This is a genomic window from Bdellovibrio bacteriovorus (assembly GCF_001592745.1).
GTDB classification, from domain to species: domain Bacteria; phylum Bdellovibrionota; class Bdellovibrionia; order Bdellovibrionales; family Bdellovibrionaceae; genus Bdellovibrio; species Bdellovibrio bacteriovorus_B.
This window is the reverse complement of sequence record NZ_LUKD01000001.1, coordinates 1,158,779-1,184,713: the sequence shown is the minus strand read 5'-3', so window position 1 is coordinate 1,184,713 and position 25,935 is coordinate 1,158,779. Positions and strand designations below refer to the sequence as shown.

General features: G+C 45.0%; 28 protein-coding genes. 13 read left to right on the top strand and 15 right to left on the bottom strand.

The annotated features are described in order from the left end of the window. The first annotated feature begins 45 nt into the window (after positions 1–45). From AZI87_RS05630 to AZI87_RS05620, 3 genes are all read left to right on the top strand, one after another. Complete coding sequence (locus AZI87_RS05630) at positions 46–579, top strand: SRPBCC family protein (protein WP_063205404.1); 534 nt, start codon at positions 46–48, stop codon at positions 577–579. 11 nt (positions 580–590) lie between these two features. Then, complete coding sequence (locus AZI87_RS05625) at positions 591–1,049, top strand: GyrI-like domain-containing protein (RefSeq protein WP_063205403.1); 459 nt, start codon at positions 591–593, stop codon at positions 1,047–1,049. 192 nt (positions 1,050–1,241) lie between these two features. Continuing rightward, on the top strand, positions 1,242–1,727 hold the full coding sequence (locus AZI87_RS05620) for a PPC domain-containing DNA-binding protein (RefSeq protein WP_216635248.1): 486 nt from the start codon (positions 1,242–1,244) through the stop codon (positions 1,725–1,727). 33 nt (positions 1,728–1,760) lie between these two features. Here the strand turns inward: AZI87_RS05620 and AZI87_RS05615 are convergent, their stop codons facing one another. Genes AZI87_RS05615 through AZI87_RS05605 form a run of 3 tightly spaced genes read right to left on the bottom strand, consistent with a single transcriptional unit; the run spans position 1,761 to position 3,139 of the window. Next, a complete protein-coding gene (locus tag AZI87_RS05615; protein WP_063205402.1) occupies positions 1,761–2,243 on the bottom strand; it encodes an SRPBCC family protein in 483 nt (160 codons plus the stop codon). Between the two features lie 9 nt (positions 2,244–2,252). Then, the gene (locus AZI87_RS05610) at positions 2,253–2,648 is read right to left on the bottom strand and encodes a VOC family protein (protein ID WP_063206590.1); all 396 of its coding nucleotides are present in this window, start codon (positions 2,646–2,648) and stop codon (positions 2,253–2,255) included. Next, a complete protein-coding gene (locus AZI87_RS05605) occupies positions 2,627–3,139 on the bottom strand; it encodes an SRPBCC family protein (RefSeq protein ID WP_063205401.1) in 513 nt (170 codons plus the stop codon). Before AZI87_RS05605 ends, AZI87_RS05610 begins: the two co-directional genes overlap by 22 nt. Before the next feature lie 155 nt (positions 3,140–3,294). On the opposite strand from AZI87_RS05605, the gene AZI87_RS05600 reads away from it, so the two are divergent. Both AZI87_RS05600 and AZI87_RS05595 read left to right on the top strand, forming a co-directional pair. Then, positions 3,295–3,888, top strand: a complete 594-nt coding sequence (locus tag AZI87_RS05600) for a TetR/AcrR family transcriptional regulator (protein WP_063205400.1) — start codon at positions 3,295–3,297, stop codon at positions 3,886–3,888. Between the two features lie 23 nt (positions 3,889–3,911). Continuing rightward, the gene (locus AZI87_RS05595) at positions 3,912–4,310 is read left to right on the top strand and encodes a DoxX family membrane protein (protein WP_063205399.1); all 399 of its coding nucleotides are present in this window, start codon (positions 3,912–3,914) and stop codon (positions 4,308–4,310) included. Positions 4,311–4,342: 32 nt separating this feature from the next. On the opposite strand, the gene AZI87_RS05590 is transcribed toward AZI87_RS05595, so the two are convergent. Beyond that, positions 4,343–5,104: an ABC transporter permease gene (locus AZI87_RS05590; RefSeq protein ID WP_063205398.1), complete on the bottom strand. Its 762-nt coding sequence runs from the start codon at positions 5,102–5,104 to the stop codon at positions 4,343–4,345. Next, positions 5,101–6,027 carry an ABC transporter ATP-binding protein gene (locus tag AZI87_RS05585; protein WP_063205397.1) on the bottom strand — a complete coding sequence of 309 codons (927 nt, stop codon included), beginning with the start codon at positions 6,025–6,027 and terminating at the stop codon, positions 5,101–5,103. Before AZI87_RS05585 ends, AZI87_RS05590 begins: the two co-directional genes overlap by 4 nt. A gap of 122 nt (positions 6,028–6,149) precedes the next feature. Between AZI87_RS05585 and AZI87_RS05580 the strand changes: the two genes are divergently transcribed. The 4 genes from AZI87_RS05580 to AZI87_RS05565 all read left to right on the top strand — a co-directional run bounded on the left by AZI87_RS05580 (position 6,150) and on the right by AZI87_RS05565 (position 9,766). Continuing rightward, positions 6,150–8,021, top strand: coding sequence for an OPT family oligopeptide transporter (locus tag AZI87_RS05580; protein WP_081112140.1), 1,872 nt, complete (start codon positions 6,150–6,152; stop codon positions 8,019–8,021). Positions 8,022–8,030: 9 nt separating this feature from the next. After that, complete coding sequence (locus AZI87_RS05575) at positions 8,031–8,396, top strand: MGMT family protein (protein ID WP_253696499.1); 366 nt, start codon at positions 8,031–8,033, stop codon at positions 8,394–8,396. 138 nt (positions 8,397–8,534) lie between these two features. Next, positions 8,535–9,323 carry a hypothetical protein gene (locus AZI87_RS05570; protein ID WP_063205396.1) on the top strand — a complete coding sequence of 263 codons (789 nt, stop codon included), beginning with the start codon at positions 8,535–8,537 and terminating at the stop codon, positions 9,321–9,323. Positions 9,324–9,325: 2 nt separating this feature from the next. Continuing rightward, positions 9,326–9,766, top strand: coding sequence for a hypothetical protein (locus AZI87_RS05565; protein ID WP_063205395.1), 441 nt, complete (start codon positions 9,326–9,328; stop codon positions 9,764–9,766). Between the two features lie 53 nt (positions 9,767–9,819). Here AZI87_RS05565 and AZI87_RS05560 read toward each other — a convergent pair whose 3' ends face one another. Then, positions 9,820–10,458: a L,D-transpeptidase gene (locus AZI87_RS05560; protein ID WP_063205394.1), complete on the bottom strand. Its 639-nt coding sequence runs from the start codon at positions 10,456–10,458 to the stop codon at positions 9,820–9,822. A 209-nt stretch (positions 10,459–10,667) separates the two neighbouring features. On the opposite strand from AZI87_RS05560, the gene AZI87_RS05555 reads away from it, so the two are divergent. Together AZI87_RS05555 and AZI87_RS05550 are read left to right on the top strand one after the other, a co-directional pair. Further along, positions 10,668–11,162, top strand: a complete 495-nt coding sequence (locus AZI87_RS05555; protein ID WP_063205393.1) for a hypothetical protein — start codon at positions 10,668–10,670, stop codon at positions 11,160–11,162. Next, positions 11,159–12,301: a winged helix-turn-helix domain-containing protein gene (locus tag AZI87_RS05550; RefSeq protein WP_063205392.1), complete on the top strand. Its 1,143-nt coding sequence runs from the start codon at positions 11,159–11,161 to the stop codon at positions 12,299–12,301. The genes AZI87_RS05555 and AZI87_RS05550 overlap by 4 nt, the downstream gene beginning before the upstream one ends. A 25-nt stretch (positions 12,302–12,326) precedes the next feature. Here the strand turns inward: AZI87_RS05550 and AZI87_RS05545 are convergent, their stop codons facing one another. Together AZI87_RS05545 and AZI87_RS05540 are read right to left on the bottom strand one after the other, a co-directional pair. Further along, positions 12,327–12,833, bottom strand: a complete 507-nt coding sequence (locus AZI87_RS05545) for a DUF1993 domain-containing protein (protein WP_063205391.1) — start codon at positions 12,831–12,833, stop codon at positions 12,327–12,329. 33 nt (positions 12,834–12,866) lie between these two features. Then, entirely contained in the window at positions 12,867–13,655 is a 789-nt protein-coding gene (locus AZI87_RS05540; RefSeq protein WP_063205390.1) for an SDR family NAD(P)-dependent oxidoreductase, read from the bottom strand. A gap of 95 nt (positions 13,656–13,750) precedes the next feature. Here AZI87_RS05540 and AZI87_RS05535 point away from each other — a divergent pair, with 95 nt between their 5' ends. Further along, complete coding sequence (locus AZI87_RS05535) at positions 13,751–14,653, top strand: LysR family transcriptional regulator (RefSeq protein ID WP_172795503.1); 903 nt, start codon at positions 13,751–13,753, stop codon at positions 14,651–14,653. Positions 14,654–14,826: 173 nt separating this feature from the next. Here AZI87_RS05535 and AZI87_RS05530 read toward each other — a convergent pair whose 3' ends face one another. The 7 genes from AZI87_RS05530 to AZI87_RS05500 all read right to left on the bottom strand — a co-directional run bounded on the left by AZI87_RS05530 (position 14,827) and on the right by AZI87_RS05500 (position 24,558). Further along, positions 14,827–15,324, bottom strand: coding sequence for an SgcJ/EcaC family oxidoreductase (locus AZI87_RS05530; RefSeq protein WP_081112139.1), 498 nt, complete (start codon positions 15,322–15,324; stop codon positions 14,827–14,829). A 92-nt stretch (positions 15,325–15,416) separates the two neighbouring features. Continuing rightward, on the bottom strand, positions 15,417–16,379 hold the full coding sequence (locus tag AZI87_RS05525) for an ROK family protein (protein WP_063205387.1): 963 nt from the start codon (positions 16,377–16,379) through the stop codon (positions 15,417–15,419). A gap of 4 nt (positions 16,380–16,383) precedes the next feature. Continuing rightward, positions 16,384–17,832: an alpha-amylase gene (locus AZI87_RS05520; RefSeq protein ID WP_063205386.1), complete on the bottom strand. Its 1,449-nt coding sequence runs from the start codon at positions 17,830–17,832 to the stop codon at positions 16,384–16,386. A 9-nt stretch (positions 17,833–17,841) separates the two neighbouring features. Continuing rightward, entirely contained in the window at positions 17,842–18,882 is a 1,041-nt protein-coding gene (locus AZI87_RS05515; protein ID WP_063205385.1) for an ABC transporter ATP-binding protein, read from the bottom strand. Between the two features lie 2 nt (positions 18,883–18,884). Beyond that, positions 18,885–19,703: a sugar ABC transporter permease gene (locus tag AZI87_RS05510; RefSeq protein WP_063205384.1), complete on the bottom strand. Its 819-nt coding sequence runs from the start codon at positions 19,701–19,703 to the stop codon at positions 18,885–18,887. Beyond that, positions 19,700–21,907 (bottom strand): extracellular solute-binding protein, encoded by a 2,208-nt coding sequence (locus AZI87_RS05505; RefSeq protein ID WP_063205383.1) that lies wholly within the window; start codon positions 21,905–21,907, stop codon positions 19,700–19,702. Before AZI87_RS05505 ends, AZI87_RS05510 begins: the two co-directional genes overlap by 4 nt. Next, a complete protein-coding gene (locus AZI87_RS05500; RefSeq protein WP_081112138.1) occupies positions 21,907–24,558 on the bottom strand; it encodes an alpha-1,6-glucosidase domain-containing protein in 2,652 nt (883 codons plus the stop codon). The genes AZI87_RS05505 and AZI87_RS05500 overlap by 1 nt, the downstream gene beginning before the upstream one ends. Before the next feature lie 94 nt (positions 24,559–24,652). Between AZI87_RS05500 and AZI87_RS05495 the strand changes: the two genes are divergently transcribed. Continuing rightward, a complete protein-coding gene (locus AZI87_RS05495; RefSeq protein ID WP_253696497.1) occupies positions 24,653–25,930 on the top strand; it encodes a carbohydrate porin in 1,278 nt (425 codons plus the stop codon). The last annotated feature ends 5 nt before the right edge of the window (positions 25,931–25,935 follow it).

Here is a 25,935-nt window from a genome sequence, read left to right as displayed (position 1 = left end):
TTTAGTATGTTAAGCTGAATTCACATTTAACTTATGAGGTTCTATATGTTGAAAGTCGCAGGTTTAGCGGTTCTGGTTCTTTTGGTGGCATTTCTTGGCTATGTTTCTACACGAGAGGGGAAATTCAAATACGTTCGTAGTGATTTGATTAAGGCTCCCAAGGATAAAATTTATCCCTATATCAGTGATTTGAAGTTGGGGGGCGAGTGGTCTCCTTATGAAAAAGCAGATCCTACGATGAAAAAGTCCTTTTCGGGGCCTGAGGCGGGCGTCGGAGCAACCATGAGTTTTGAGGGAAATGATCAATCCGGTTCCGGAAAAATTGAAATTGTGAAACTAACTCCTCAGGAAACGGTGGAACTTAAATTAACGATGATAAAACCTATGCACGCGGAAAATCTAGTCACTTACACGTTAACGTCTGAAGGGGATGCCACTCGGTTCACCTGGTCTATGGAAGGTGACGGCGGGTTTATGGGAAAGCTCGTCCATGTTTTTATCGATGTTGAAAAAATGGTCGGCGATCAATTTGTTCAAGGTATTCAAAATTTGAAAACACTCGTTGAAGCAAAAAACTAAAAAGAGGAATTATGAAAGTGACAGACAAAGCAGAAATCATTCAGTGGCCTGCAACGCACTATGTTTACATCGAAAAAATCGGACCTTTTCAAGAGACAGCACCCAAAGCGTGGCAAGAATTGCACGCCGGCTTGGCTGGAATTGCTAATGATATGAAGCTTAAGGGGTTTATGAGTCTTTATAAGGTGCAGCCTCAAATGCTTTACTGTGCGGGAGTCGCCGTGCAAGAGAAGCCAGAAAAACTGCCGGATGGTTTTAAGTACATGCGATTTGAGGGCGGTAAATACTCTCGTTACACGATGACGGGATCGTATGCCAATTTGCCTGAGGCTTGCGGGATGATCTTTAGCTCTTTTGAAAAGTCGGCGGCCCCTATGCGCGATGACTTCTTCATTGAAAATTATGTGAATGATCCCAAAACGACCCCCGAAGAGCAGCTTGTGACCGAAATACTGATTCCTACGAAATAAGCTGTTTTCCGACAAAATAAAATCATGTTTCTAGATGCCGCCTCTGACTGACACTATTCTTTAGCGCAGTTGTCATAAGGAGGCGGCTGTGCGTCTTTTTTGCAGTCTTTCAATTTTCTTTCTTTCTACGCAACACTTGGCTCTTTGTTTGCCGCCGCTCCAAGAGCGATCTGCTGAATCAGCGGAAGTTCAATGAAGCTTTTCTTATTTGGAATGATGGTGGTGTTTATGTTTGAAATCGCTCAGGCGGATACAACGAAACGATATATCAAGGTCAGTGGCGGTTACCTGATGGTGTTGCGAGAGGGTGATCAAGTATTTAAGCATCTAGAAGAATTAGCGAAGAAAGAAAATATTAAAAGTGCCACATTCAGTGGTATCGGTTTTGCCAACGTAAAATTTGGATTCTTTGATTTTAAAACGAAAGAGTATGTTCCTAAAGAGTTTAAAAAAATCGAACTGGCAAGTTTGAAAGGAAGTATCGCCTGGGAAGAGGGAAAGCCCTCGCTGCATGCACATGGAGTCGGAGCGGGGGAAAATTTTCAGGCGGTAGCAGGTCACATTCTTGAAGCTACGGTCGACACGGGATCTTTGGAGATCCGGGTGGAACTTATGGATAAAAAGTTGAACCGTAAGATGGATGAATCGTTAGGAGCAAAGATCTTAGAAATCCCCTAAGTAAGAAGCCGCTTCTGCAAGCGGCTTCTTTATTTAAATTCCTTTTTTGACCAGTTCGACTAGTTGATCAAGACAGATACCCCAACCCGTCATAAACCCCATGTCCTCGTGAGTTTTTCTATCCTCTTTATTTTTGTGAACAGCGTGAGCCGTGTACTTCGTTCCTTGGGGATGATCTTCAAGTGTGATGATCGCTGTCATGAAGGATTCACCCGTCGGGCGAAAACCTTCACTCAATGCGGAAGTAAAGGCCAAACGTTCATTTTCGATAACCTCTAAGACACAGCCCTGACTTGGATACTCTTGTCCTTCGGGGGATTTCATCGTGGTATTAAAAGCGCCGCCGGGATAAAGATCCAAGCGAATTTGGGGCGTCGTCCAAGGGCGGGGCGCAAACCATTGTTTCATGAGTTCAGGCGTTGTCCACGCCTTCCAAACAAGATGTCTTGGAACATCGACGACTCGTTCTAAAACTAAATCCAGTTCCGGATTTACAGGATGCTTCTTTACTTTCACGTTCTCTCCTTATTTCGCTTGTTCGTAGGATACGACTTCCCAAATATGTCCATCAAGATCTTCGAAACCATGTTGATACATAAATCCGTGATCTTGCGAAGCGCGGGGAGCAGTTCCTCCGGCTTGCTTTGCTTTAGCCACAAACTCATCCACTTGTTTGCGCGTGTCGGTCGAAAAGCAAACTAAGACTTCCGTACTTTTCTTTGCGTCGACAAGAGGTTTATTAGTGAACGTTTTAAAGAAGTCTTCAGCTAAAAGCATGGCATAAATATTTTCACCAATGATCAAGCAAGCCCCTTGGTCATTAGTAAATTCCATATTGAATTCAAAACCAAGCTGAGAGAAAAAGTTCATCGATTTTTTTAAATCTTTCACTGGTAAGTTTACATAGATTTGTCTAGCCATTGCTTGCGCCCTTCTTCTTTATTAAGTGTTTTTTCGAATTTATCAAAAGACTGTTCCCAACCTTCTTTGCACTGATCGGCCATTTCGCCTGCAGGAAATCCTTCATGCTTCAACGTCATTTTGGTTTTTCCGTTTTCTTCTTCCAGTGTCACGGTGACTAACAACTCTTTAGGAATTCCGGGCATTCCATAGTACTCGGAAGAAACAATGTTCCCGTTTTCATCCGCGAAAGAATCCGTAAAGACGAGTTTGGTATGAGGAACTACTTCTTTATAGGTTCCTGTGCCCCAATAAACTTTTTTTTCGGGATCTTGCATGGCAAAGAGGTAAACGCCACCGACTCGGACATCACATTTGGCTGTGGGAGCCGTAAACGTGTGGGGCCCCCACCATTGTTTGATTCGTTCAGGGACGGTCCAGCTTTTCCAAACATCGTCGCGGGAAGCATCAAATAAGCGAGTGACTATAATAGGTTCTGAATGTGTTTCCATAACAGCCTCCAGTTCATTTTTAGTTCTACTGTACTAATTGGTACACTTCAAGTCTGGAATAGAATAAGCCTCGTTTTGGGGCATTTTCATCCTAATTCTTGCCACAAATTCATGTAAATCTTGTACTATATAGAACAGAATGATAGAGGTCTAGCATGGCCGTCAAATCTGACACCCGTTTGCGTATGATTAATGCTGCTTTAGAGTTGTTCCACCGTCAGGGTGTGAATGCCACTAGTATTGATCAAATCTTGGCCCAGTCTGAAACCGGAAAAAGTCAGTTTTCTCATTACTTTCGCAATAAAGATGGCCTTATTCATGCAGTTTTACAGTTTTTGCACGAAGTGATTCGGTCGGGTCAAACCCCAACGGGATACAACATCCAAACCTGGAAAGATCTGGAAAACTGGTTCCAGACTTACATCGATTTCCAAAAAAGCGTGAAGTTTGAATGTTCCTGTCCAATTGGAACTATCGGAGCTGATATCTCTAACGAACAAGAGCTTCTTCGTCAGGATGTCCGACTATTTTTAGAGTGGAGTCGCGGGCAGCTAACACGTTTTTTTGCCGAAAAGAAGGCGGCGGGTGAGCTTGTTTCATCCGCAAAGCCAGAGCCTTTAGCGGATTTCTGTATTTCTATCATGCAAGGCGGGATGCTTCTTACAAAAATGAAGAGGGATCCCGATATGTTCGAAAATGCCGCCGCTCAAGCTTTAAACTATATTAAATCTTTAAGAACAAAAAAATAACCACAGAAAGGGTTTAGCACGTTATGAAAAATAAAATCGCTCTAGGAGCACAGATTATCCTTGGTTTGATCTATTTTGTTTTTGGTCTGAATGGATTTTTTAATTTCATTCCAGCACCGGCAACACAACCGGAAAGTGTTATGAAGTTTTTTGAAGGGGTGATGTCGACGGCCTACTTCATGCCTGTTCTTAAGGGAACAGAAACTATCTGTGGTGCTTTGTTGCTTTTGGGATTTGCCTCGCCAGTGGCTTTGGTGATCCTTGCGCCAATCACATTGCAAATTGCTTTATTCCACGGTTTTTTAACACCGGGATTTCAGAACTTCATTATGCCTTTAGCGATGATCGTACTTCATATCTTGGCGGCAAGCGCTTACTGGCATTTGTATGCTCCACTTTTTAAACGCAACCCACGCGCGTAAACGAAAAGAGGCAGATTTATCTGCCTCTTTTTTTATGCTTTGATTTTGTAGCCCGTTTTAAAGATCCACCAGACAATCGCCATGCATATTGCGAAAAATAAAAACGTCAGTCCCAGACTTGCTCCGATGCTGACGTCGGCCTTCTCAAAAAAACTCCAACGAAAACCACTGATCAGATATACCACTGGATTGAACAAAGACACCTTTTGCCAAAACTGGGGAAGCATGTCGATGGAATAGAAACTTCCACCCAGGAAAGTCAGTGGTGTAATAATCATAAGTGGTATCACTTGAAGCTTTTCAAAGCCGTCGGCCCATAGACCGATAATAAATCCGAAAAGACTGAAGGTGACCGAAGTTAGGATAAGAAATGCGATCATGACGAAAGGGTGTGCGATCGTGTAGTCAACGAAGATTCTTGAAGTGATCAAAATGATTGTACCTAGAATAATGGACTTAGTGGCGGCGGCCCCAACATAACCAATGACGATCTCAAATGCCGAAATGGGAGCGGACAGCACTTCGTAAATCGTACCGGTGTAGCGTGGAAGGTAAATGCCAAAAGAGGCGTTCGAAATACTTTCAGTCAGAATTGAAAGCATAATCAATCCGGGAACGATGAATGCTCCGTAGCTAACTCCATTCATGTCGTTCATGCGTGAACCAATGGCGGCACCGAAAACAATGAAGTAAAGCGACGTTGAAAGAACCGGAGAAGCGATACTCTGAAAAAGCGTGCGAAAGAACCTTGCAAGTTCGTGCCAGTAAATAGCGCGGATCGCATAAATATTCATTTTTTGCCTCCAATAAGTTTGACGAAGATTTCTTCAAGGGAGCTCTCGGAAGACTTTAGATCTTTAAAGTCGATCCCATAGGTGCCGAGTTTTCTTAGTAGCTCTGAGATTCCGGTCTGCTCTGCCTGAGTATCAAACGTGTAAATAAGTTGGCTCTTGTCTTCTGAAAGTTCCAAATGCGTGCCTTTGAATTCGGAGGGAATTTCGGCCAGGGGACTTTGCAGTTGCAGCGTCAGTTGCTTTTTACCCAGTTTTTTCATCAGCGTGTGTTTATTCTCGACAAGAATCAGTTCGCCCTTGTTAATGACGCCGATTCGATCCGCCATCTCTTCAGCTTCTTCAATGTAATGGGTCGTCAGAATGATTGTGACTCCGCTTTCGCGAAGCTTGCGGACCATGGCCCACATATCGTGGCGAAGCTCCACGTCCACTCCCGCCGTAGGTTCATCCAAAAATAGAATATCAGGTTCGTGGGAAAGAGCTTTGGCAATCATCACTCTTCTTTTCATTCCACCTGAAAGAGTCATGATTTTAGAATCCTTCTTGTCCCACAAGGACAGATCTTTTAGGACCTTTTCCAAGTGGTTTGCGTTTCGCGGTTTTCCGAAGACACCGCGACTAAATTCAACTGAATCCCACACTTTCTCGAACATATCGCCGGTCAACTCTTGAGGGACCAAGCCGATCTTGCCTCGAACTTTTCGATAGTCTTTTTGTATATCCAGTCCATCAACAATTATCGATCCCGAACTGCGGTTGACGATGCCGCAAATAATATTGATCAACGTCGTCTTTCCGGCACCATTAGGCCCAAGAAGCGCAAAGATCTCTCCACGGCGGATCTGCAGTTGGATATTTTTTAAGGCGCTATGACCTGAAGAATACACTTTATTCAGCTCTGAAATATTAATGACGTCCGACATCGCAGTACCTTCTTTCATCTGATTGTTTCAGAGTTTCGCTTCAGTGGTCATCTTTTTTTCCCTCTGATAATGATTGTGTCCTGGCGCAAAATCTGGTCTTCTACTTTTTGCGGAGGCTATTCATGATTAAAGAACTCAACGAAGAACAAATCCATTCGATGACCTTGGAACAGAAAGACGAGTGGTGGCTTAAGAATGTTTATAAAGGCGACATGCCGCAACTAACACTTCGTTCGGCTTTAACTGGGATGATTTTGGGTGGTGTCCTAAGCCTGACAAACCTTTACATCGGAATTAAAACCGGTTGGACTTTGGGCGTCGGAATCTCTTCCGTGATACTTTCTTTTGCATTCTTCAAATTGATGGACAAGTTAAAGCTTGGCACGCACATGTCGATTTTAGAAAACAATGCCATGCAAAGTATCGCTACGAGCGCGGGCTACATGACAGCACCGATGATGGCATCCATTCCGGCCTACATGATGGTCACCGGGGAAGTAATTCCTATGTGGCAGACATTCTGGTGGATTGTTGTTTTGGCTATTTTGGGTGTCTTGTTTGCATTTCCGCTTAAAAAACGTTTCATCAATGAAGAACAACTGCCGTTCCCTGAAGGTTACGCCGCTGGCGTCGTCTTAGACAGCTTGCATTCGGAGGATGGCAAACAGGGGATGTTTAAGGCGAAGCTCCTGATGAGTGGTGCAGGGATTTCCGCTTTGATTGAAATCTTGCGCGCGGACGCTGTGCTGACGGCAATCAAAATGCCTTTCTTAGCCCTTCCTCATTATTGGGACGACTTCGTTTATAAGTTTGCGACACCTAAAATCTTGGGAAGCCCTCTTAAAGACCTCACTATCCAGTTTGATACGTCCATCGTGATGATGGGAACGGGTGGTTTGATGAGCATGAAGACAGCGATGTCTATTCTGCTGGGTGGATTCTTAAACTATTTCGTTCTTGCACCTATTATGATCAGCAATGGAGTGATTCCAGAGGCGAAGTTCAAGGCGATCACGATGTGGGCTTTATGGGGTGGTGCTGCGATTATGACGACCTCATCGCTTTATTCTTTCTTTTCTAAACCACAAATCTTGGTTGAAACTTTCCGTAAGGGGTTTGCTAAAAAGAAAGATAAAAAGGCAGATCCACTTGAAAAAATTGAACTTCCAATGTGGATTTTCGCCGTTGGTATTCCTGTCGTCGGCGCGATCACGATCTATCTCGGTCACGTGTGGTTTGGAATTCATTATTGGTTGGGTCTATTGGCCATCCCCCTTGTCTTTATCTTTACTTTGATCGCAGTCACCTCAACAGGTTTAACTGGTATCACTCCAGGGGGAGCTTTAGGTAAGTTGACTCAGATCACTTACGGTGTGGCGGCACCGGGAAATGTGACGACCAACTTGATGACGGCGGGAATCACATCCGAAGTATCCTTAAACGCCAGCAACCTGTTGATGGATATTAAACCTGCTTACATGTTAGGTGGTAAACCTCGCCATCAAGCCGTTGGACACGTACTGGGAATTTTCGCAGGCGGCCTGGTTGCTGTTCCGGTTTTTTATTCTTTATTCCATGGAGACGTTTCACTTTTCACTTCGGAAGCGTTGCCGCTTCCAGGAGCTTCGATTTGGAAAGGTGTTGCGGAGGTTTTGACAAAAGGACTTAGCAATCTTCATCCTACGGCGCAATTGGCGGCGGGTGTCGGTGCAGTAGCAGGTATTGTGATCGAAATTCTGAACAAGAAAACCAAAGGCCGTTTCCCTCTTTCGGGTGTCGGTTTGGGCCTTGGTTTCGTTCTTCGCTTCGTTGACGCTTGGTCGATGGCTTTAGGAACTTTATTGTTCTGGATTGCAAAAAAGCGCTACAAAGATCAAACAAGCTTTGGCTATCGCGCTTTTGTAGAGAATCAAGAAACTTTGGCGGCGGGTGTGATCGCGGGCGGCTCTATTATCGGAATCATTCTGATTCTTTTAGAAAACGCCGTTGGATAGGAAGTTACCTTGGAAGAGCTGAATGAATTTTCGAAAAATGTTATTAAGTTTATTCAGCAGATTCCCAAGGGGAACGTCGCTACGTATGGACAAATCGCGAAACTTGCGGGGAAGCCCCAAGGTTCGCGAGGAGTCGCTTGGATTCTGCACTCTTCTTCAAAGACTTATAAACTTCCTTGGCAAAGGGTGATCAACTCGCAAGGAAGAATATCTTTTCCAGAGGACTCTTCGTTCTTCAAGAAACAAAAATCACTGCTAATAAAGGAAGGCGTGATTTTCACAGAGAAAAATAAGATCGATCTTAAAAAGTTCCAATGGAAAAAAGAGCCCAAAAAAATCAGATCGTCTCGATCCCCTCGCATGTTTTCAAAGTGATTTTATTCTGAGGATTCTCGTATAGTGACGTGAGAATAGCTCCTACAGCGGGTTTCCCGGGAGTCCTTTGTCTATATATGGTCCAGAGCTAGGCCATTGGGGTTTTAAGTTACAAGGCTGTCACTTAAGACTTAACCAATGCAAAAACACAAGACACTGACAAACAAAATTAAAGGCGGTCTTTCAATTTTATTAATCTCTTCCGCACTTCTAGGTCTAGGATGTGCGCAGGCTTCAGGAGATGGTGAATGGGCATCAGGAGAGCCCGACGACACCACACAAGGCACCTCACCAACAATTCCAGATGGTGGTGATACGGGCTCTGGCACGGTCACAACTCCGACAGAACCTCCAATCAACGGATTGTATTTTTCTTTTAAACCAGGAACGACACAGCTTGCTTATGGTCCAGGTAAAACTTGGAATGGTTGTGATTCGGCAGCGATTGTTCGCGGCGGTTATGACAGCGATACAAAATGCGGTAACGGAACTATTCATCCTAACTATGCGACTCATTTGAATAAACATTTTTTTGGCTGTGTGGAAACGGCGGCGTTAGCAGCCAACTATCCGCAACCTGAAAGAGTTTTCATTCGTCACTGGGGAACTTATGTGAATCGAAATGCCAGAAACTCTTCGAGTTTAAGTATGCATGCTTATGCGCGCGCCATCGACATTGTGAAGTTTCTTATTTACGATAGAACGGGTGGTGTGACTTCAGTAAGCACGCATGTTCGTGACTTTAAAGGGACAACGAAGACGTTTTACAATGCCTTCCGTCAGTGCTGGAAAGACACGATGCCTACGAAGTGCAGACCAGGTCAACGTGAATACGCAGGGTCCATTGGAATTCCAGGATCGGCTTTAGGCGGTAACGATCTTCACAATGACCATATCCATCTTTCATTCCCATTGTGTGCGGGGTAACTATGAAAAACTTTAAGAACTTATTAGCTCTTTCGACATTCATCCTTTCAGCAAATGCCTTCGCAGCGAACGATGTTGTCGGTGAAAAAACTGTCACTTTACCGAACGGAAAAGGTCAGGCATTGGTTTCTTCTCGCATCGTAGAAGAAAAATTAGGAAGACCTTACGCCGTGGAACTCAAAGTCAGCTGCGGAGCCGCAGCTCCGAACTGGCAAAAAGTGCAAGTGGCGGATTCAGAATCAGTCTGTGATGTGAAACCGCAGTCGGCAAAATTATCTGACGACGGAAAATACATCACGGTCTTAGTGCGTGAAACTGATGCGGATTCTTTTAACAAGCTTTCTACGATGGCAGATGCCAGACAGCTAGGTGATATGAAACCGAAATGTCAGAAGGCGGGGAAAGAATTTAAATTCTCTGTAGAACAATATTGTCAGAAGTAAAAAAAAAGAATATCCCCGAGACTATCGGGGATATTCCACTGAAAAAACCTAGATCACTGCACGGTAATCCATACATTGCGTACTCCGTTCGCTCGCACCAGGCGATTGAACGTATATGCGTTGTCGGGATGCATGCGGATACATCCGTGCGATGCCCGGGTTCCTAGCTTAGGCCAATTCGATCGTGGAGTCCCATGGAGGGCAAAACCACCTCGAATAAATACGGCATAAGGCATATTACCTAACCCATTATAGTCTCCTCCAGGGAATTTGCTAGAGGTGTATCTGTCATAGATACGTCCATCTGGATGTTTGTCGAAATTGGGTGTTCCATGTCCACTAACTCCAGTAGAAACAGCCCAAGAACCTCTCAGGCTTCCATTTACATACAAGTACATTCTCTGAGTATCTTTTACAACTTGTGCCCAGACGGCGCAGTTTGCTCTTCGACAGGTATCTAAACCAATAATGTCGTTAATAAAGGCATCGGGAAGATGCGCAGGTTTACCAGTTTCTTCTTCATAAATTTTATCGTAGTACTCTAAGGTCTCTTCGATGTTCGGATCGAAAGGGTCGAGTTCCTCAATCATGTTGGGAATGCGTTCGTCTTCTGCAGTTTGTGCGTTGGCTTGGAAATTTATGCCAAAAAGTAGTGAGAAAACGAAGGTTGTTATCTTCAGCCCTGTTTTCATAAACACCTCCTGTGTTTGTGTTGTTGATAGTTCCGAGTTCAATGTTACTGCTCCGGTACAACACGGGAGGGCCGTCTTAAGACGCCTGACATGCAATTCGTGAGATTTAAGCCTTCTGCAGGGCCCGATTTCTGGTTCTGAAGAAACATTTGCGCACCGAAGTCGGGAGGCTGTATTTGTCAGAAATCTATGTTAGATGTCTTAAGTATATGGAAAATAATGTCTGCTGTTCCTGTCAAAAACCGAAAGCCACCCTTGAATGCGGTCACTGCAAAAGCGCCGTCTGTAAGAACTGTGCGCAGTTTTTAGAGAAAGAAACCTTCTCTTTTTTGCAGAATCTTCCAGAAGAGTTGTCTCACAGCACTTATTGCAGAGCTTGTTACGATAATCACGTGGCGCCACAGTTGGTGGACTACAATGAAACAATGGAAGAAGCGAAGAACGTGGCGGTTTTCTTTAAGACGCAGACGAAAGAAACTCGACTTTTAAAGCGCAAAGAGAAACCTTTCAAAGTCAAAGACTGTCCGGACCGTGAAGAGACTCTGTTAAGGCTGGCTTTTTTGGCGGCCAAAGCTAAATTCAACGGTTTGATCGATGTAGATATTCAGTCAGAAAAGGTCTTGCAAGGGCGTTATCAAACTACAAAGTGGAGTGGCACTGGCATTCCTGTGCAACTTGAATCAAAAAGGCTTTTGCCAAAATGAAGTTAACAAAAGCGCAAGCCCGCCGCTTGTGGATTCACGCACAAAGACTGGATGTTTCGGCGCCTTTTGGAGCCGGCCCGAAAGCGACAAGTGCGGCTGTTGATCATCTGGGTTATGTGCAAATCGATACCATTCACGTGATCGAGCGTTGTCATCACCATATTTTGTATTCACGCATTCCGAAATATCGAAGACAGGATCTCCATACAGCTCAGACGACAGAAAAGTCTGTATTTGAGTATTGGACCCATGCACTGGCCTACGTGCCGACGAAAGACTTTCGCTATTTCATGAATGACATGAAAAGGCGCCGGCTTGAGCCCTCGAACTGGTACAAGAGCGTTAAGAAAGAGGATCTGCAAAAAGTCCTTAAGTTGATTAAAAAAGACGGTGCCATTTCTATTCGTGATATTGAAGATGACGTCTTAGTTGAAAAAGATCATCCCTGGGTTAGCCGTAAACCTTCCAAAAAAGCCCTGCAACTGGCGTTCAATGGAGGCCTTTTAACGGTGTCCGAGCGATTGGGGATGCTAAAAAAATATGAACTTTTGGATCGGCATTTTGGTTGGAAGAAAAAGCCAAAACCGGCTTCAACAAAAGAAGTGTATAACTATCTTTTGGATCGGGCACTGCGTTCGCAATCGTTCGTCACATTAGATTCGGTCTGCCACCTGTACCCTAGTCGCAAACCAGAGATTCGTCGTTTGATAGATCAAAGGGTCCGAAAAAAGGAACTTCTAGAGATCGAAATAGATGGTATTTCAAAATATCAGCTATGGATTCGTCCGGAAGATCTAGATATGAAACTTGAGTTGCAGCCAATCACGCATATTCTATCGCCATTTGACCCATTGATTATTCAGAGAAAAAGGCTGCAAGCTATTTTTGATTATGAGCATCGTTTCGAGGCCTACATTCCTAAAGAAAAACGCGTCTTCGGATACTTTGCTTTACCGGTTCTGTTAGACGATGAGATTGTCGCGGCTTTGGACCTAAAAACAGACCGGGCGAACAAAGAACTTTTGGTGCAAAAGTGGACTTGGTTAGGAAAACACAAATCTAAGAAAAATAAGGAGCGTATAGAAGAAGAACTTCATCGCTTCGAAAAATTTCAGCTCGCAAAAGAAGAAACCCCTTAATCTCTTAAGGGGTTTTTAATTTCAATCAGTGATTAAAGGGTAATTTTCCAAGGTAGTCGTTCTTGCCTACGTCCACTCCGTTATGACGTAATATTGCGTAAGCCGTCGTCACATGGAAATAGAAATTCGGAATAGCGTGATGAATGACGTAGTCATCACCTTTCATCCATTTTCCTTCCCAACGGGGCTGAGTCACTTGTTTTGCGGAAGCTTCCGTATAGTCTTTCAAAGTCAAGCCTTCCAAATAACCAATGGTGCTTGCAATGCGGGCCTTCAATTCCGGAAAAGTCTTTTCAGTATCTTCGTTCGAAGGGGCTGTTTTGCCCGTCAGTCGAAATCCACAAAGCTTTGCTGTGTCACAGGCGATTTGGATCTGGCGAGCCAAGGGAAATTGATCCGGAGCCAAGCGAGATTGAACTAAAACATCGGTAGAAAACTTTTTAGTATCAGCATAATGAGATGCTTTATCTAAGAAGCCATCTAAGTTACGAAGCATCTTTATAAATTGGGGAACAGTCAGGTCAAAGATCATTATTTCTCCTCGGGTGATGAGTCCGAAATATTCTTAAACGATTGTTTTTAACAAACCACCATCAACGCGAAGCGCAGACCCGGTAATTGCAGAAGCTTCTTCGCTACTCAAATAGCTCACGAAAGATCCTATCTCTTCAGGTCGAATAAAACGTTTTAAAAGACTTGTCGGACGCGCATTTTTAAAGAAATCTTTTTCGATTTCTTCTTCTGACATTTGCGCTTTTTCTGCAAGCTGTTTAAGGAAAGTACCAACGCCCTCAGATTTCGTGGGGCCGACCAGCACCGAATTTACCGTGACGTTTGTTTGAGCTGCGGCTTCTGCTAAACCTCTAGCCAAAGAAAGCTGCGCCGTCTTTGAAACTCCATAGTGAATCATCTCAAGAGGGATTTGCAGTGCCGACTCACTGGAAATAAAGATGATGCGACCATAATTCTTTTTCAACATGCGAGGAAAGTAATGTCGTGATAAACGCGCCCCTGAAAGAAAGTTGGCGTTCCACATTTTGTTCCAGTCCTCGTCAGTGATATCGACAAAATCTTTGGGCTCAAAGATTCCGAAGTTATTCACAAGAACATCCACATCCGCAAAAAGGTCGGTGACTGTGTTAATGCCCTCTATAGTAGTTAAGTCGGCTGCGACACCTTGCAAAGCGTTCTTAGTCGCTCCGTTTTCGATCAACTGATTTATTGCGTGGTTGACTCGAGCTTCGCTGCGACCGTTGATAATGACATCAAAGCCTTGCTGAAGCATTTTTTCGGCAATGGCAAAACCGATACCGGCTGTCGAACCCGTGATTAAAGCTAAACGTTTTTTCTTCATTAGGTCTCCGATTTAAATTCTATCTAAATCTACGCTATTTCTGATTCGCTGATAATACATTGAATCAGAGAAACATTTTTTCTATTATGGAAAATATGAAAATTCAGAATTTAGAAGACCTCGTTGCTTTTTTGCAGGTGGCAGAGCTTAAAAGTTTCTCTCAAGCGGCCAAAACCCTTTCTGTCCCTGTCTCTGTTCTTAGTAAACGAATCGCAAGATTAGAAGAAGTATTAGGCTTGCGTCTTTTTCAACGAAGCACGCGCGCGGTGAATCTTACGGAAGAAGGAAAAATTTTAGTTCCACAAGCACAAAGAATTTTAGGGGATATTAAAGAAGTTGAAGAACAATTTGCCGACACGAATGAGTTGAAAGGCCCCGTGCGCCTGACGCTGCCTTTAACCTTGGCGCAAGGGCCGGTTGCGAAAATCCTTGCGGATTTTTCCAAAAATCACCCGAAAGTGGAAGTCAGTGTGCATTTCAGCGATAAACTCGAAAAACTTGTGGAATCGGGTTTTGATTTGGCGATTCGCTTTTCAACGCTTGAAGATTCTTCTTTAATAGCCCGTCGTCTGGGCCCCAATTATTTAAAGATCATTGCCTCACCCTCGTACTTAAAAAAACACGGGACTCCCAAAACGGTGAAAGATCTTGTGAAACATCGTCTGCTCTTTCTTTCCATTCATCGCCAAAGAAAGTTTGTAAAATCGGGACTCAGTTTAGGCGAGGTTAGCAAAGAACCAACGACTCATTCGAACAATGGATTATTTCTAACTGAACTTATGAAACTGGGGGCGGGGATTGCGGTGCGATCTCACTGGGACGTGGCAGACTTGTTGAGGAAAAAAGACGTTGTGGAAGTTGTACTCAACGATCGGCTTGAAAGCGGACACGACGCTTACATCGTGACCCCATCGAACCGCTATATGTCTCGACGAGTGCGGGCGTTGATGGACACTTTGGTGCAGGAATTTCCAAAGTTCCTCGAGTCCGCAAATTGACAAAGAATCCATGGGGCAAAATCACCCGCAAATGAGGAGAAAAGGGAGTGCGATTTCCTTCACGTTCAATACGTAAGAATAGAAGTTTGGCACCAATCCTGCTTATAGAAATCAGTGTAATCCTTTTCCAGTCCCTGCATGGGGGCCCTGTCGTGGGGCCTCCTTATTTTTTTCTAAAATCCTTGAGCACTTTTTTCGGCGCGAAAGGATTCACGCATCTCGCGTCTTAATTCTAAAGCTAACTTGTCAATTTCTTCAGGCCGACCATGGAAGGCGGCCGGAGTATTTTGAAATATCGATATTCGCCAGTGATCATCATCTTTCACGCTGACAAGCGTTTGTATGGCCGTCAGCTCTGGCAAGATGTCCGTCTTCCCAGGTGGAATCATACCTGCTACTGCATTCAATACAGCGACTTCTGGAGCGATAAAACGCACATTGCGTACAATGTTCACAAAGGACCCCGTCGGATGATGAAAAAAAATCGTTGCCAGATGCTTTCCGATTTCTTCTTGTCCCATAAGGTGACTGCCATCAAAGCCGATCATGTTCGCATCTTCAGAAAACAGATGAGCCATGTCGGCGGCACTGCGCTTATTCCATGCACTTAAAAGGTTGTGATACAAAATGCGAATCTGGGATTCTTCGCCCGTGTGAGGATGTAAATCCACGACCACCTCCCGCAAGAGTGCTTGAGCAAAGTGTGCGAGAGTTTTACGGCCATCGCAAGGCTAGGCCGTAAATGACATCACGACCTAGGGACTTATTTCTTAAGAGCTAGATATGGAAGGTAGCCAGCGCCTAGAACTCCGGCGTGGTTTTTGGTTTTCGCGATTTCAATCTTGCACTCAAACATAGGATTCATTTGGTGAATCATTTTTTTATAGTGAGATTTAAGATCGTTGAAATAAAGATTCTTAATCTTGATAAGTCCGCCACTTAAGAAAATTCTTTCTAAGTTATAGCCAATTGAAAGGTCATAACACAGACAGGCCAAAGCCCAACCCATCTCTTTAAAAAGCGTCTGGTACTTGGCGTCTTTAGATTCTACAAGTTCTTCGACGGAATTTCCGCTGAAACCCAACTCTTTTGCGCGACGAAGAAGGCCCGTGCCCGAAGCCACTCCTTCTACCGTGCAGTGATGAAGTTTATCGGGAGTCTCTTGAAGTTTTTTAAAATCTACAATTGTATGCCCGTATTCAGAGCCCATGCCGCGGCTTTGTGCGGGAAATCCATTGAAGATCACTCCCGAACCCACCCCAGTTCCTACCGTAACGACCGCGTAAGAACGCATGCCTTTACCGCCACCAACCCAACCTTCTGCCAACGCCGCAGCTGTGCCGTCATGTTGGAAATGCACTTTTGTTTTAAAACCACGAGCATTGATTTCTTTTGCAACAAGATCACGAATCGGAACAATCTTCCAGCCTGGATAATTCATCGGGTGAATCAGCTTGCCCTCTTCGGCATTCAATGGTCCGGCGCTAGCAAGTCCGATACCTAGAAAATGTTTCCCCGTTGTTTCTTTTGGAAAACGTTTTTTGAAATCCATGGCAATATCTGCCATCAAGCCAATCACCCGCTTTTGCGTCTGTAGTGCGGATTTCTCGCGTTTCATATCCACCGGCACTTTAATAAAGTCCAGCATAGTGCCGTTATTATCTAAAAGTGCCGCTGCTAATTTTGTACCACCAAGATCAAAGCCGATAGTGTAAGTCTTTTTCATGGATTTACTTTTTTCTGGTTTTAAATGGAGAAGTTTTTAAAAGCACGACTGCTGACATCGCTGGAATTTTTCCGTGAACGTAACCACGACTGGTGACGGTCCATGATTCAGTGCAGGTCTTCGTGCGAGGATTATAATCAGAGCTGACGATGTTGCAGTAGGCACCCGGAGTCAGCGACGTGGCAAAATCACGTTGCATTTCTGCATCGGAAAAATTCATTGCGACAAATCCAAAGCCGCCGCGGCTGAAGGACAGCTGGTCTTTGCCGTTGGACCACCAATTGGAAATATAAAAGGCTTTGTCCGTTTGATTTCTGAAGTCCACCATCGCCGCAACTTCAGGCAGACGATGTTCACACGTCCAAGGGGCGACACATTGACCATTTTGATCAAAGACGGGATGAGACTTCATTTCAGAAGTCAGAGGAGGACCTTGATCAAAGTTTTCAAATTTAAATCCCGAAAACAGCTGAGGGTATCCATACGGCCACGCCAGCATGAAGACTTGGCCCAAACGGTAAAGACGTTGTTCAGCACTGTTGTAGCTTAGTACCGAGCTTGCATCGTGACGTTCAAGATCATGATTTGTTGTGAAGACGATAGAGTCTTTGCTGTCAGGAAAACCTTCGGCGATACGATGCAAACGTTCCGCATCTTTAAAGCGCAATCCCCCGGCAAGTACGCGGGGATAGTCATAAGCCATCACGTCGCCGTAGGGAAGATATTCGCTGTATTGGATAGGACCTTGAGGATCGTAAATAACTTCATGGTAAATATAAGCCGAACGTTTTAAGCGGGAATAAATGGCTGCTAAATCTTGCGCAGGAATGTGTTTTGCGGCGTCAATGCGAAAACCCGCAACACCCAAGTCTAAAAGCTTATTCAGGTAAGCGGCCAAGCGGTTGCGCACGTACTCTGTTTCTGTTGCAAGATCGGCGAGATCTACAAGTTCGCAATTTTGAATCTCGTAACGGTCAGAATAATCCACAATGTTGTCGTTGCCGTTACGGCCACAGTGATGAAAGTCTTTGTGCGAATAAAGGCCTGGGTAATCGTAATGGGTAAATGCTGTTCCCCCGAAACCAACACCACCAGGAATGCCTGTTGTGTGGTTAATGACCGCATCTGCGTAAACATCAACGCCCACGGACTGGCAGCGGCGAACCATGTCTGCAAATTCAGCCTCATTGCCACTTCGAGAATTTAAGTTGTAACTTGCGACCTGATAACGTTCCCACCAAGGCGTGTTTTCCCACATGATATGTTCATGCGGGGGAGAAACTTGAACCGCAGAAAAACCCGCGGGTCCCAGGTAATTTTCGCACTCATTGGCGACATCAGCCCAAGACCACTCAAAAAGTTGTATGAAGACAGTGCGCGGAGCTGCATGCACCTGCAGGCCTGTCACAAAGAGGGTAAAACAAAGAAGGCGTGCCCAAAGGCTCAAAGACATGCAGTCTCCTTAAAGTCGCTTATTCAGTCCCGTTTTTTTATCAAAGAGGTGGGACTTTGTCAGGTCGATCTTTAAACGAACCTTTTCATCTTTAGAAAAATTATAAGAAGAATCCACAAGAATTCTGACACTTTGGCCCTCTAACGAGCCATGAAGCATCTGTTGGCCTCCCAAATTTTCAGAAAGCTCGATTTGGTAGCTTCCCAGCTCTAATTCATTGCTTTCCAAGTTTCCGTTGGAAATCTTAAAGGCTTCGGGGCGCACACCCAAAATGTCGCCATCTTGGACTTCTTTCCAAGGAAGTTTTTTCAACAATGAACCCTGAATGAAGTTCATCTCAGGAGAACCAATAAACCCGGCGATGAAAAGATTCTTCGGTTGGTGGTAAATCTGGGTAGGAGTTCCAACTTGTTCCACGATCCCGTCTTTAAGAACGGCGATACGGTCCCCCATGGTTGTTGCTTCCATCTGGTCGTGGGTGACGTAAATCATGGTTGATTTCAAACTTTGGTGAAGACGTTTGATTTCTACGCGCATCTGACTGCGCAAGTGAGCATCCAAGTTTGAAAGAGGCTCGTCAAAAAGAACAATGGATGTTTGGCGAGCTAATGCACGACCCAAAGCCACGCGCTGACGTTGACCGCCAGAAAGCTCTTTAGGTTTGCGTTCCAGTAAGTGAGAGATTTGCAGAAGCTCTGCAATTTGGTGCACGCGCTTGCTGATTTCGTCTTTGGATTTTTTTTGCAGTTTCAAAGCAAAGCCCATGTTTTCTGCGACATTCATGTGCGGATAAAGAGCGTAGTTCTGAAATACCATGGCGATGTCACGATCCTGAGGTTCGTGTTTTGCGATGGATTTGCCGTTTACTTTGATATCGCCGCCATCTAACTTTTCAAGACCCGCAAGCGTTCTAAGCAAAGTGGACTTTCCGCAACCGGAAGGCCCGACAAGAACCAAGAATTCACCGCTGGTGATTTCCAAATCAATGTTTTTAAGAATTTGTGAAGCACCAAAGCTTTTAGAGGCTTTAGAAAATTCAATAGATGCCATAATCAACCCTTCACGCTACCCATAGTTAAACCAGAAACCAAATAACGGGAGATACTAATGAACAAAATCAAAACCGGAACACTGACGATCAAAGCTCCTGCCGCATAAAGACCCCACTGTGTGGCCATGCTCGCTTGGAAAGAGCGAAGCCCCAATGGCAGTGTATAAAGATGTGGATCTTGCAGGACCACGGCCGCAATCACGTATTCACTCCAACTGCTTAAAAAACTAAATAGAGCTGTGATCACTAAAGCCGGTGAAGAGACGGGCAGAATGATTTTATAAAAAGTCATCCAGCGCGAGCAGCCGTCGAGCAAAGCCGCCTCTTCAAGTTCTTTAGGAACTGTGTCGTAGTAAGCCTTCATCTGCCACACGCAGAAAGGAAGAGCCGTTGAGGAATAGATAAGGAAAAGTCCCCAAAAACTATCGATCAAACGCAGTTTTGAAAGAATGATATAGAAAGGAAGAATAAGCATTGTTGCAGGGAACATTTGGGTTGCCAGCAACGAAAAAAGCATCATGTTGCGACCGCGGAAGCGGTAGCGCGAAAGCGCATAGGCGCTGGTAGAAGCAAAGGCCACACCCAAAAGGGTCGTCATCGTTGCAACCAGCAAAGAATTGCGCATCCACAGTAGGAAATCAGTTTTCGTGAAAAGATCCACAAAGTTTTTCAACGTGGAGGTCGAGGTGATGATTTCCAAAGACTGAGATTGGAAAGCGTTATCGCCACGTAAAGAAACTGAAAGCACGTAAAGAATCGGATAGACTGAAAACATCGCGAAAATAAGAATGCTAAACCAAGCCAACGTTTTTTTAATCACTTGGTCTCCTTTCTGTATTGCCCAACTAAAGAGCCCAAGCTCCATACAGCAAGAATTAAGAAAATAAGAACCGAGACAGCGGCCGCATATCCGTAGCGATACAGATTGAATGCCGCTTTATAAACATAACTGACCAGGATATGAGTTTGATCTCCGGGTTCGCCCGCATTGCTGACAAGCCAAACTATATTCAAATTATTAAATGTCCAGATAGAACCCAATAAAGCCGCGGGCACCATCACAGGCATCAATAGCGGAAGAGTGATGTGGCGGAATCTTTGCCATGCATTGGCTTTATCTAAGTATGCGGCTTCATAAAGAGAGTGTGGAATGGACTGCAATCCTCCGAGTGCGACGATCATCATGAATGGGAATCCCAACCACACATTTGTGATGATACACGCGGTGAAGGCCGTGAAAGGTTGGCTTAACCACTGGACTGGAGACAGATGCAAGAACTGTTGCAGAAACTGATTGATCGGCCCGTACTCTTGATTAAACATTCCGCGCCACGTGAGAGCTGTGATGTATTGAGGAACCGCCCAAGGAATGATGAACAAAGTTCTCCAGAAACCTTTTGCGGGCATCACTTGATTGATAATAACTGCTAAGAAAACCCCAATCGTGACGTGGAAGAAGACATTCACGACGGTCCAGATAATAGTTTTTAAGAAGAGAGAATAGAACTTGGGATCGCTCAACGCACTCACGTAGTGTTGGATTCCTACGATCGACCAATCTTGAAAGGTGCGAAGACTGAAGTTCGAAAAAGAAATCGCGATGTTATAGAAGAACGGATAGATGATAACGGCAAAAATTCCTACGAACGCCGGAAGCATCATGTAGTAAACGAATCTTTGCGGGCCTTTAAAGCCTTGAAAGAATCCCACAAAGGACTTACGCGACATCCAAGCAAGAGCCAAAACCAGAATAGCGATGATCGCTTTAATAACAAACGCAGAAGCATCGGGCTGCAAGATCTCGTTCATATCCGTGATCTGCGCTTCAGCAAGCTTTTGTGCCCCTTCAGCAGCTTGATCCGGAGTCAGTGAGTTCGCCAAAAGTTTTTGGTACTGGATACGTAAACTGTCCCACACGCCACGAATTTCGGGAACCACGGGCATCGGCGTTCCGACTTCCATGATCTCTGAAGACACTTCAAGAAGCGGATTATTTTTCACGGCCGGATTGTCACGAAGACTTAGGTTGGAGGGAAGAACTCCCACACGCTCCATGAACATCAATTGCACTCGCTCTGAAGTTAGGTAGCGAAGAAGCTTTAGCGCGGCCTCTTCGTGTTCGCGAGTTTGCATATTCACGTTCAAAGAGTAACCTGCCGTTCCCACTAACGGACTTGGCCATTTCTTGGTTTCTGAAATCATGGGGATGCGAGCGATACCGAAATCCATTCCGGCATCTTTATAATCACCCCAAGACCAGTCGCCGTTAATAAGCATAGCGGCCTTGCCTTGTTTAAATAAGGCGTTCGCTGTTTCGTAATCACACTCCTTAGGAATGATTTTATGTTTATCGCGAAGTTGTAGAATGAATTCAAATGTCTTACGCAAAGCCGGAGTATTCAGGTTCGGTTTTGCATCGTCCGTCATGAAGGCTTCGCCGAAAGCGGGAATAAACGGCGCAAAGAAAAAGGGCTCGGTGTAGTTAAACACCAAACCATAGCGATCGATTTTACCGTCGCCGTTTAAATCCTTGGTGTGTTCCTTGCCGATGGCAATCAACTCATCCGAATTTTGCGGCGGTTTAGAAACTAATTTCTTGTTGTAGATGAGCATCAGATGATTACCGACGGCTCCACCAATCATGTAATGTTTGTCGCGGTAAAGGGGGATGGCTAAAGGATCAAACTGTTTGAAGTAATCGGGCTCAAGAACTTCATCCAATGGACGGATGATATTCATTGTGGCAAATGGACCGATCTGATCACTAGGACCGAAAACAAGTTCTGGACCCGAGCCGCCCATCGCGGCTGCCTGATAGCTAGAACGCAACTCTTCAGTCTCTCGATAGGTTTCTTGAACGACGATACCGGGGTTTTCTTTTTCGAATTCTCTTAAGGCATCAGACAAGACCACGCGGTGGCCATAGATCATTTGATGCCAAAGCTGAACACGCACTGGCTTTGCGGCCTCGGCGAAAGAGCATAAAAATAAAAGACAAAGAAATGCGAACTTACCAAACTTCATTAATAATTCCGATTAGCATTATTCAGGAGTTGAAGAATCACCGTCGTGCGACCAGGAATTTGCACCAGTCTTTGTGAAGGCTGTAAAACAACTTGCGATAAAAGGGGATCGACCGCCTCATCGAACAGCGGATGAAGCTTCCAGTTGTAACGAAGTTTTGCGTTCGAGAATGTGCGTGCTTCACGAGAGGCATTGAAAAGAACCAATAAAGCTTCACGGTCGTTTCTCAAAAGCATCGCGATAAGGCCTGGCTCTGCCGATGTTTCGTTGTCGATGAAACTTAGGTGCTGAGCGATGGCTTCAGAAGTATTTAATTTAAATAAGGGGCTGCTTTGACGAACGCGCAAAAGACCCTTGAAGTATTCCTTTGTTCTTTGAATCTGAGCCGCAGAAACTTTCATTTCAGGCGCGACCAAACGTGGTTGCCAAAAAGCCCAGTCGTTGAGGTTTTTCCATGCCGGAGGAAGTCCCGCACCCCAATAGTTTGTCGTGCCTTTCCAGTCTATGCGATTGAAAAAGTCACCGGAATCATAGCTGTCTTGATCGCCATTTTTAGAGCGCAGCAACTCGGTGCCGGATTCAATGAAAGGCAAACCCTGGCCTAGCATAGGAATAGACAGCGCCAACTGGTGCATGCGACGACGTTCTTCGCTGCTTGCGATAGAAGGAGTGCGATTATAGTTATTAAAAGGCGCCTTGGCTTGAACGGCATCCCACAATCCATAACCGTCATGGGCTGACACGTAGTTGATTGTTTCTAAAGCCTCATTTGCAAAAGCAACAGGAGCTCCACGGAATCTTAGATCGTTTGCGCGAATCATGTGACCTAAATGTTCTTTGAATTCAAATTCGGCGATGTTTCCTGCGAGGCCGACTTTAATAACGTCACCCAAGTGAAGAAGTTTGCCTCTTTGATCTTCAAGATAGATCGGCGTATTTCGATTTGCAGGTTCTTCGTTAAAGTCGAAATAAAGACCGGTAGCGAAACCTTGATCGGATTTTTCCGCAGACGAAGTCGTTCCGCCACGAACGGCGTCACGCAGGCGATCGTTGAAGAAGCCGTACTCTGTGCCGTAGGAATTTTCAATTGTCATTGCTTCTTTGGGGTTCGAGTCAAAGAAGGAGCCAAAGCTCCAGCCTTCACCGTAAAGAAGAATCTTAGATCCGTCGACACCATCATTTTGCAAAGTCAAACTACGAACTGCATCGCGAATGCGAGCCATTGTGCTGCGCGAATGAAAGGACATTAAATCAAAGCGGAAGCCATCCAGTTTATAAGTGCGCGCCCAGTGAAGTACGCTGTCGATCATCAGCTTTTCCATCATACGATGTTCGCTGGCCGTATCGTTGCAACAAGAGCTTTTAAAAGTTCGGCCTTCTTCATCGACACGGTAATAATAAAGAGGCACGATTTTATCGAAGACCGAATAAGTTTCCGCGCCACCTTGATAAGTGTGGTTTAAAACGACGTCTTGAACTACACGCAAACCCAGATTGTTAATTGCCGCGACCATTTCGCGAACTTCTTTTACACGGGCAGCACCATCGGCATCGACGGCGTAACTTCCTTCGGGCGTCAGATAGTGAACTGGATCATAGCCCCAGTTGAAAGGGTCTGAGGTTCTCATCCCGCCAATAAGGCTTTGAGGCTCTTGCAGATTCGAACTAGGTCCTTGGTAGTTATCCCACTCATCCTTTTTTTCATTCACGCTGCCAAAATCATTGAAGGGCAGAAGGTGAACGTGGGTTAAACCCGCATCCGACAATTCTTTTAAATGTTGAACTCCGGCTGCGCGTTCAAAAGTAAATGCTAAATACGTTCCGCGATAATCCGGAGAAATGCTGGTTTCATTCGCGCTGAAATCTCGCAGATGCAGTTCATAAATGACGGCGTCGTTCAGTGAGTTGAGCGCCGGCTTTTGCAAAGAATTCCATCCGTTCGGAGTTGTGTCTGACGAAGTCAGACTTACGAGCTGTGATTTTTCGCCATTAACTGAAAGACTTTTGCTGTATGGATCTGTGACCAGGAAGGTTTCAATCTTATTTGTTAAAGGTTGAAAAGCGGTGACTTCGTAAAGGTAGTAATAATTTTCGTAACTACGTGAAAGAGGAAAATGCCACACCCCTTGTTCAACGCGAGTTCCATCGAAAATGGCAACGGGTGTTTCATCCGCGCTAGAGCGGAAAAGGTGAAGGCGTACGTCTTGCGCGGTGGGTGCCCATAGCTTTAAGTCACAGTTGGATTCGCAGTTGGCTCCTAAATCGTCGCCCTCGTAAAAGTAAGATGAATCCAAAAGACCCGCATACTGCACGCTTGTAGAATCTAGAAGTGTACGACTGTTAGCGGTGATCACAACTTTCAACGGCTTTCTAATCAAGCTGTCGATATCCGATTTTTTGATGTGTGCCGTGCTCAGCCAAGCATAGGCCCCTTGAACAGAAATAACCGGAAGATGAACGGGAGTGTTTTGTACTAACGGCAAAGAGCCATCGACAAAATAGAATTGAGTGCTAGCACTGACATAAAAACCTGGAGGAAGTTTGAGCTTCAATTGAGTTGCATCAATCCACTTGGCGCGCGCATCGCCAGCAATTGCGGGTAAGCAATAGAAGAAAACTAAGCATAGAAAACTCCAAGACTTTTTGCGCAAGCATCCCCCTTAAGTAAAAGCTTCAGTCTCTCTGCGTAATGTGTAGTCAGGCGCAGACTTTATGGGTAAGCCTCAGCTTTTTCAAGAGGTGAGGGTGAAAAGTATTAAGTGGTTCTTAATTTGTATGTTGTCTTCGTCCGTGAGTTTCGCCATGAACGCGGATTTTATCGGTTACTTACGCGGCGGAACCGGAGTGAATTTCGAAGGGGGAAAACAAGATTGTTTTTTCAATTCCGGAATCCCTGGTAATTTCCTACGCTTAGGTAATGAGTGCGGGTTCTATTCTGAACTTGCGATGGTGTTCCACCACAAAAAACCTGAGGAACAAGACTCGGTATTTTTTAGAACGCAGGTCCGTTTGATGTTCAACTCCAAGGGAACACGTCAGTGGGAAGCTGCGGCAAATAGGGACATGAGTCAAATCGAAGCCTTCGTCACGGCGGGTGGATTTACCGATATTCCGGGAGAATTCTGGGTCGGAAAGCGCTTCTATCGTGATGTCGATTTGTACATTTTTGACTGGTACTACTACGCCGACATGAGCGGTGTGGGCGCGGGGATCGATAATATCCCGGTGGACGCGGGCGGAAAGTTCGCGATTGCTCACTTGATTCAAGCCAATGACGATCTTTCAGCAACCACGGCGGGTCGTCCCGTTTTGCAAGCGGTGGATCTTCGTTGGAAAACCATTCCAGTGTTCGCTGAACAAAATTTAAACTTGTGGGGCGTTTATGCTTGGGCCCAGGCAAGTTCTGATGGAACAACGTCTTACATCGACACGAACGGGTATTCGTTGGCAGCACGCCTGAATGGTTCTGTGCTTGATGGAAATAACAACACCACTATCTTGTACGGTAAAGGGGCGATGAAAGATTTAAATATCTACGCAAGCAGTGCTGTGCCCTCAACAGACGACAGTCAGAACAAAGCTTGGACGTTACGTTTAGTGGAAGATTGGAATCACGACGTGACAGATCGTTGGGCGGTGATGTTTGGTTTTGCAGCGGAAATTGGTGACAACGGTAAAGATGAAAACAATCACCGTGAATGGCAAGAGATCGGCATTCGTCCGATATATTTTGTCTCGGATCGCTTTCAATGGGTTTTTGAAACGGGTTATTCTCGTTTCAAAGACGAATCAGAAGTCGATGGAGGCGGAAACCCTGTAGGCGTGCGCGAGTTGAGTCGAGTGTCTTTGGCTCCGCAGCTATCCTTTAGCAAAACCATTTGGGGACGTCCGGTGATGAGAGCTTTCGTCAGCCACTCTATGTGGTCGAGCTCGAATAAAGAAATCATCGGCGGATCTAATTCGGCTTTCAAAGATAAAACGGCCGGAACAAGTTTCGGTTATCAGTTTGAAGCTTGGTTCTAATAAAA

What these genes read in the sequence shown, in the direction of transcription:
- AZI87_RS05630 (WP_063205404.1), top strand. Translation starts at nt 46, where the DNA reads ATGTTGAAAGTCGCAGGTTTAGCGGTTCTGGTTCTTTTGGTGGCATTT.
- AZI87_RS05625 (WP_063205403.1), top strand. Translation starts at nt 591, where the DNA reads ATGAAAGTGACAGACAAAGCAGAAATCATTCAGTGGCCTGCAACGCAC.
- AZI87_RS05620 (WP_216635248.1), top strand. Translation starts at nt 1,242, where the DNA reads ATGAAGCTTTTCTTATTTGGAATGATGGTGGTGTTTATGTTTGAAATC.
- AZI87_RS05610 (WP_063206590.1), bottom strand. Translation starts at nt 2,648, where the DNA reads ATGGCTAGACAAATCTATGTAAACTTACCAGTGAAAGATTTAAAAAAA.
- AZI87_RS05605 (WP_063205401.1), bottom strand. Translation starts at nt 3,139, where the DNA reads ATGGAAACACATTCAGAACCTATTATAGTCACTCGCTTATTTGATGCT.
- AZI87_RS05600 (WP_063205400.1), top strand. Translation starts at nt 3,295, where the DNA reads ATGGCCGTCAAATCTGACACCCGTTTGCGTATGATTAATGCTGCTTTA.
- AZI87_RS05595 (WP_063205399.1), top strand. Translation starts at nt 3,912, where the DNA reads ATGAAAAATAAAATCGCTCTAGGAGCACAGATTATCCTTGGTTTGATC.
- AZI87_RS05590 (WP_063205398.1), bottom strand. Translation starts at nt 5,104, where the DNA reads ATGAATATTTATGCGATCCGCGCTATTTACTGGCACGAACTTGCAAGG.
- AZI87_RS05585 (WP_063205397.1), bottom strand. Translation starts at nt 6,027, where the DNA reads ATGTCGGACGTCATTAATATTTCAGAGCTGAATAAAGTGTATTCTTCA.
- AZI87_RS05580 (WP_081112140.1), top strand. Translation starts at nt 6,150, where the DNA reads ATGATTAAAGAACTCAACGAAGAACAAATCCATTCGATGACCTTGGAA.
- AZI87_RS05570 (WP_063205396.1), top strand. Translation starts at nt 8,535, where the DNA reads ATGCAAAAACACAAGACACTGACAAACAAAATTAAAGGCGGTCTTTCA.
- AZI87_RS05565 (WP_063205395.1), top strand. Translation starts at nt 9,326, where the DNA reads ATGAAAAACTTTAAGAACTTATTAGCTCTTTCGACATTCATCCTTTCA.
- AZI87_RS05560 (WP_063205394.1), bottom strand. Translation starts at nt 10,458, where the DNA reads ATGAAAACAGGGCTGAAGATAACAACCTTCGTTTTCTCACTACTTTTT.
- AZI87_RS05555 (WP_063205393.1), top strand. Translation starts at nt 10,668, where the DNA reads ATGGAAAATAATGTCTGCTGTTCCTGTCAAAAACCGAAAGCCACCCTT.
- AZI87_RS05550 (WP_063205392.1), top strand. Translation starts at nt 11,159, where the DNA reads ATGAAGTTAACAAAAGCGCAAGCCCGCCGCTTGTGGATTCACGCACAA.
- AZI87_RS05545 (WP_063205391.1), bottom strand. Translation starts at nt 12,833, where the DNA reads ATGATCTTTGACCTGACTGTTCCCCAATTTATAAAGATGCTTCGTAAC.
- AZI87_RS05540 (WP_063205390.1), bottom strand. Translation starts at nt 13,655, where the DNA reads ATGAAGAAAAAACGTTTAGCTTTAATCACGGGTTCGACAGCCGGTATC.
- AZI87_RS05535 (WP_172795503.1), top strand. Translation starts at nt 13,751, where the DNA reads ATGAAAATTCAGAATTTAGAAGACCTCGTTGCTTTTTTGCAGGTGGCA.
- AZI87_RS05525 (WP_063205387.1), bottom strand. Translation starts at nt 16,379, where the DNA reads ATGAAAAAGACTTACACTATCGGCTTTGATCTTGGTGGTACAAAATTA.
- AZI87_RS05520 (WP_063205386.1), bottom strand. Translation starts at nt 17,832, where the DNA reads ATGTCTTTGAGCCTTTGGGCACGCCTTCTTTGTTTTACCCTCTTTGTG.
- AZI87_RS05515 (WP_063205385.1), bottom strand. Translation starts at nt 18,882, where the DNA reads ATGGCATCTATTGAATTTTCTAAAGCCTCTAAAAGCTTTGGTGCTTCA.
- AZI87_RS05505 (WP_063205383.1), bottom strand. Translation starts at nt 21,907, where the DNA reads ATGAAGTTTGGTAAGTTCGCATTTCTTTGTCTTTTATTTTTATGCTCT.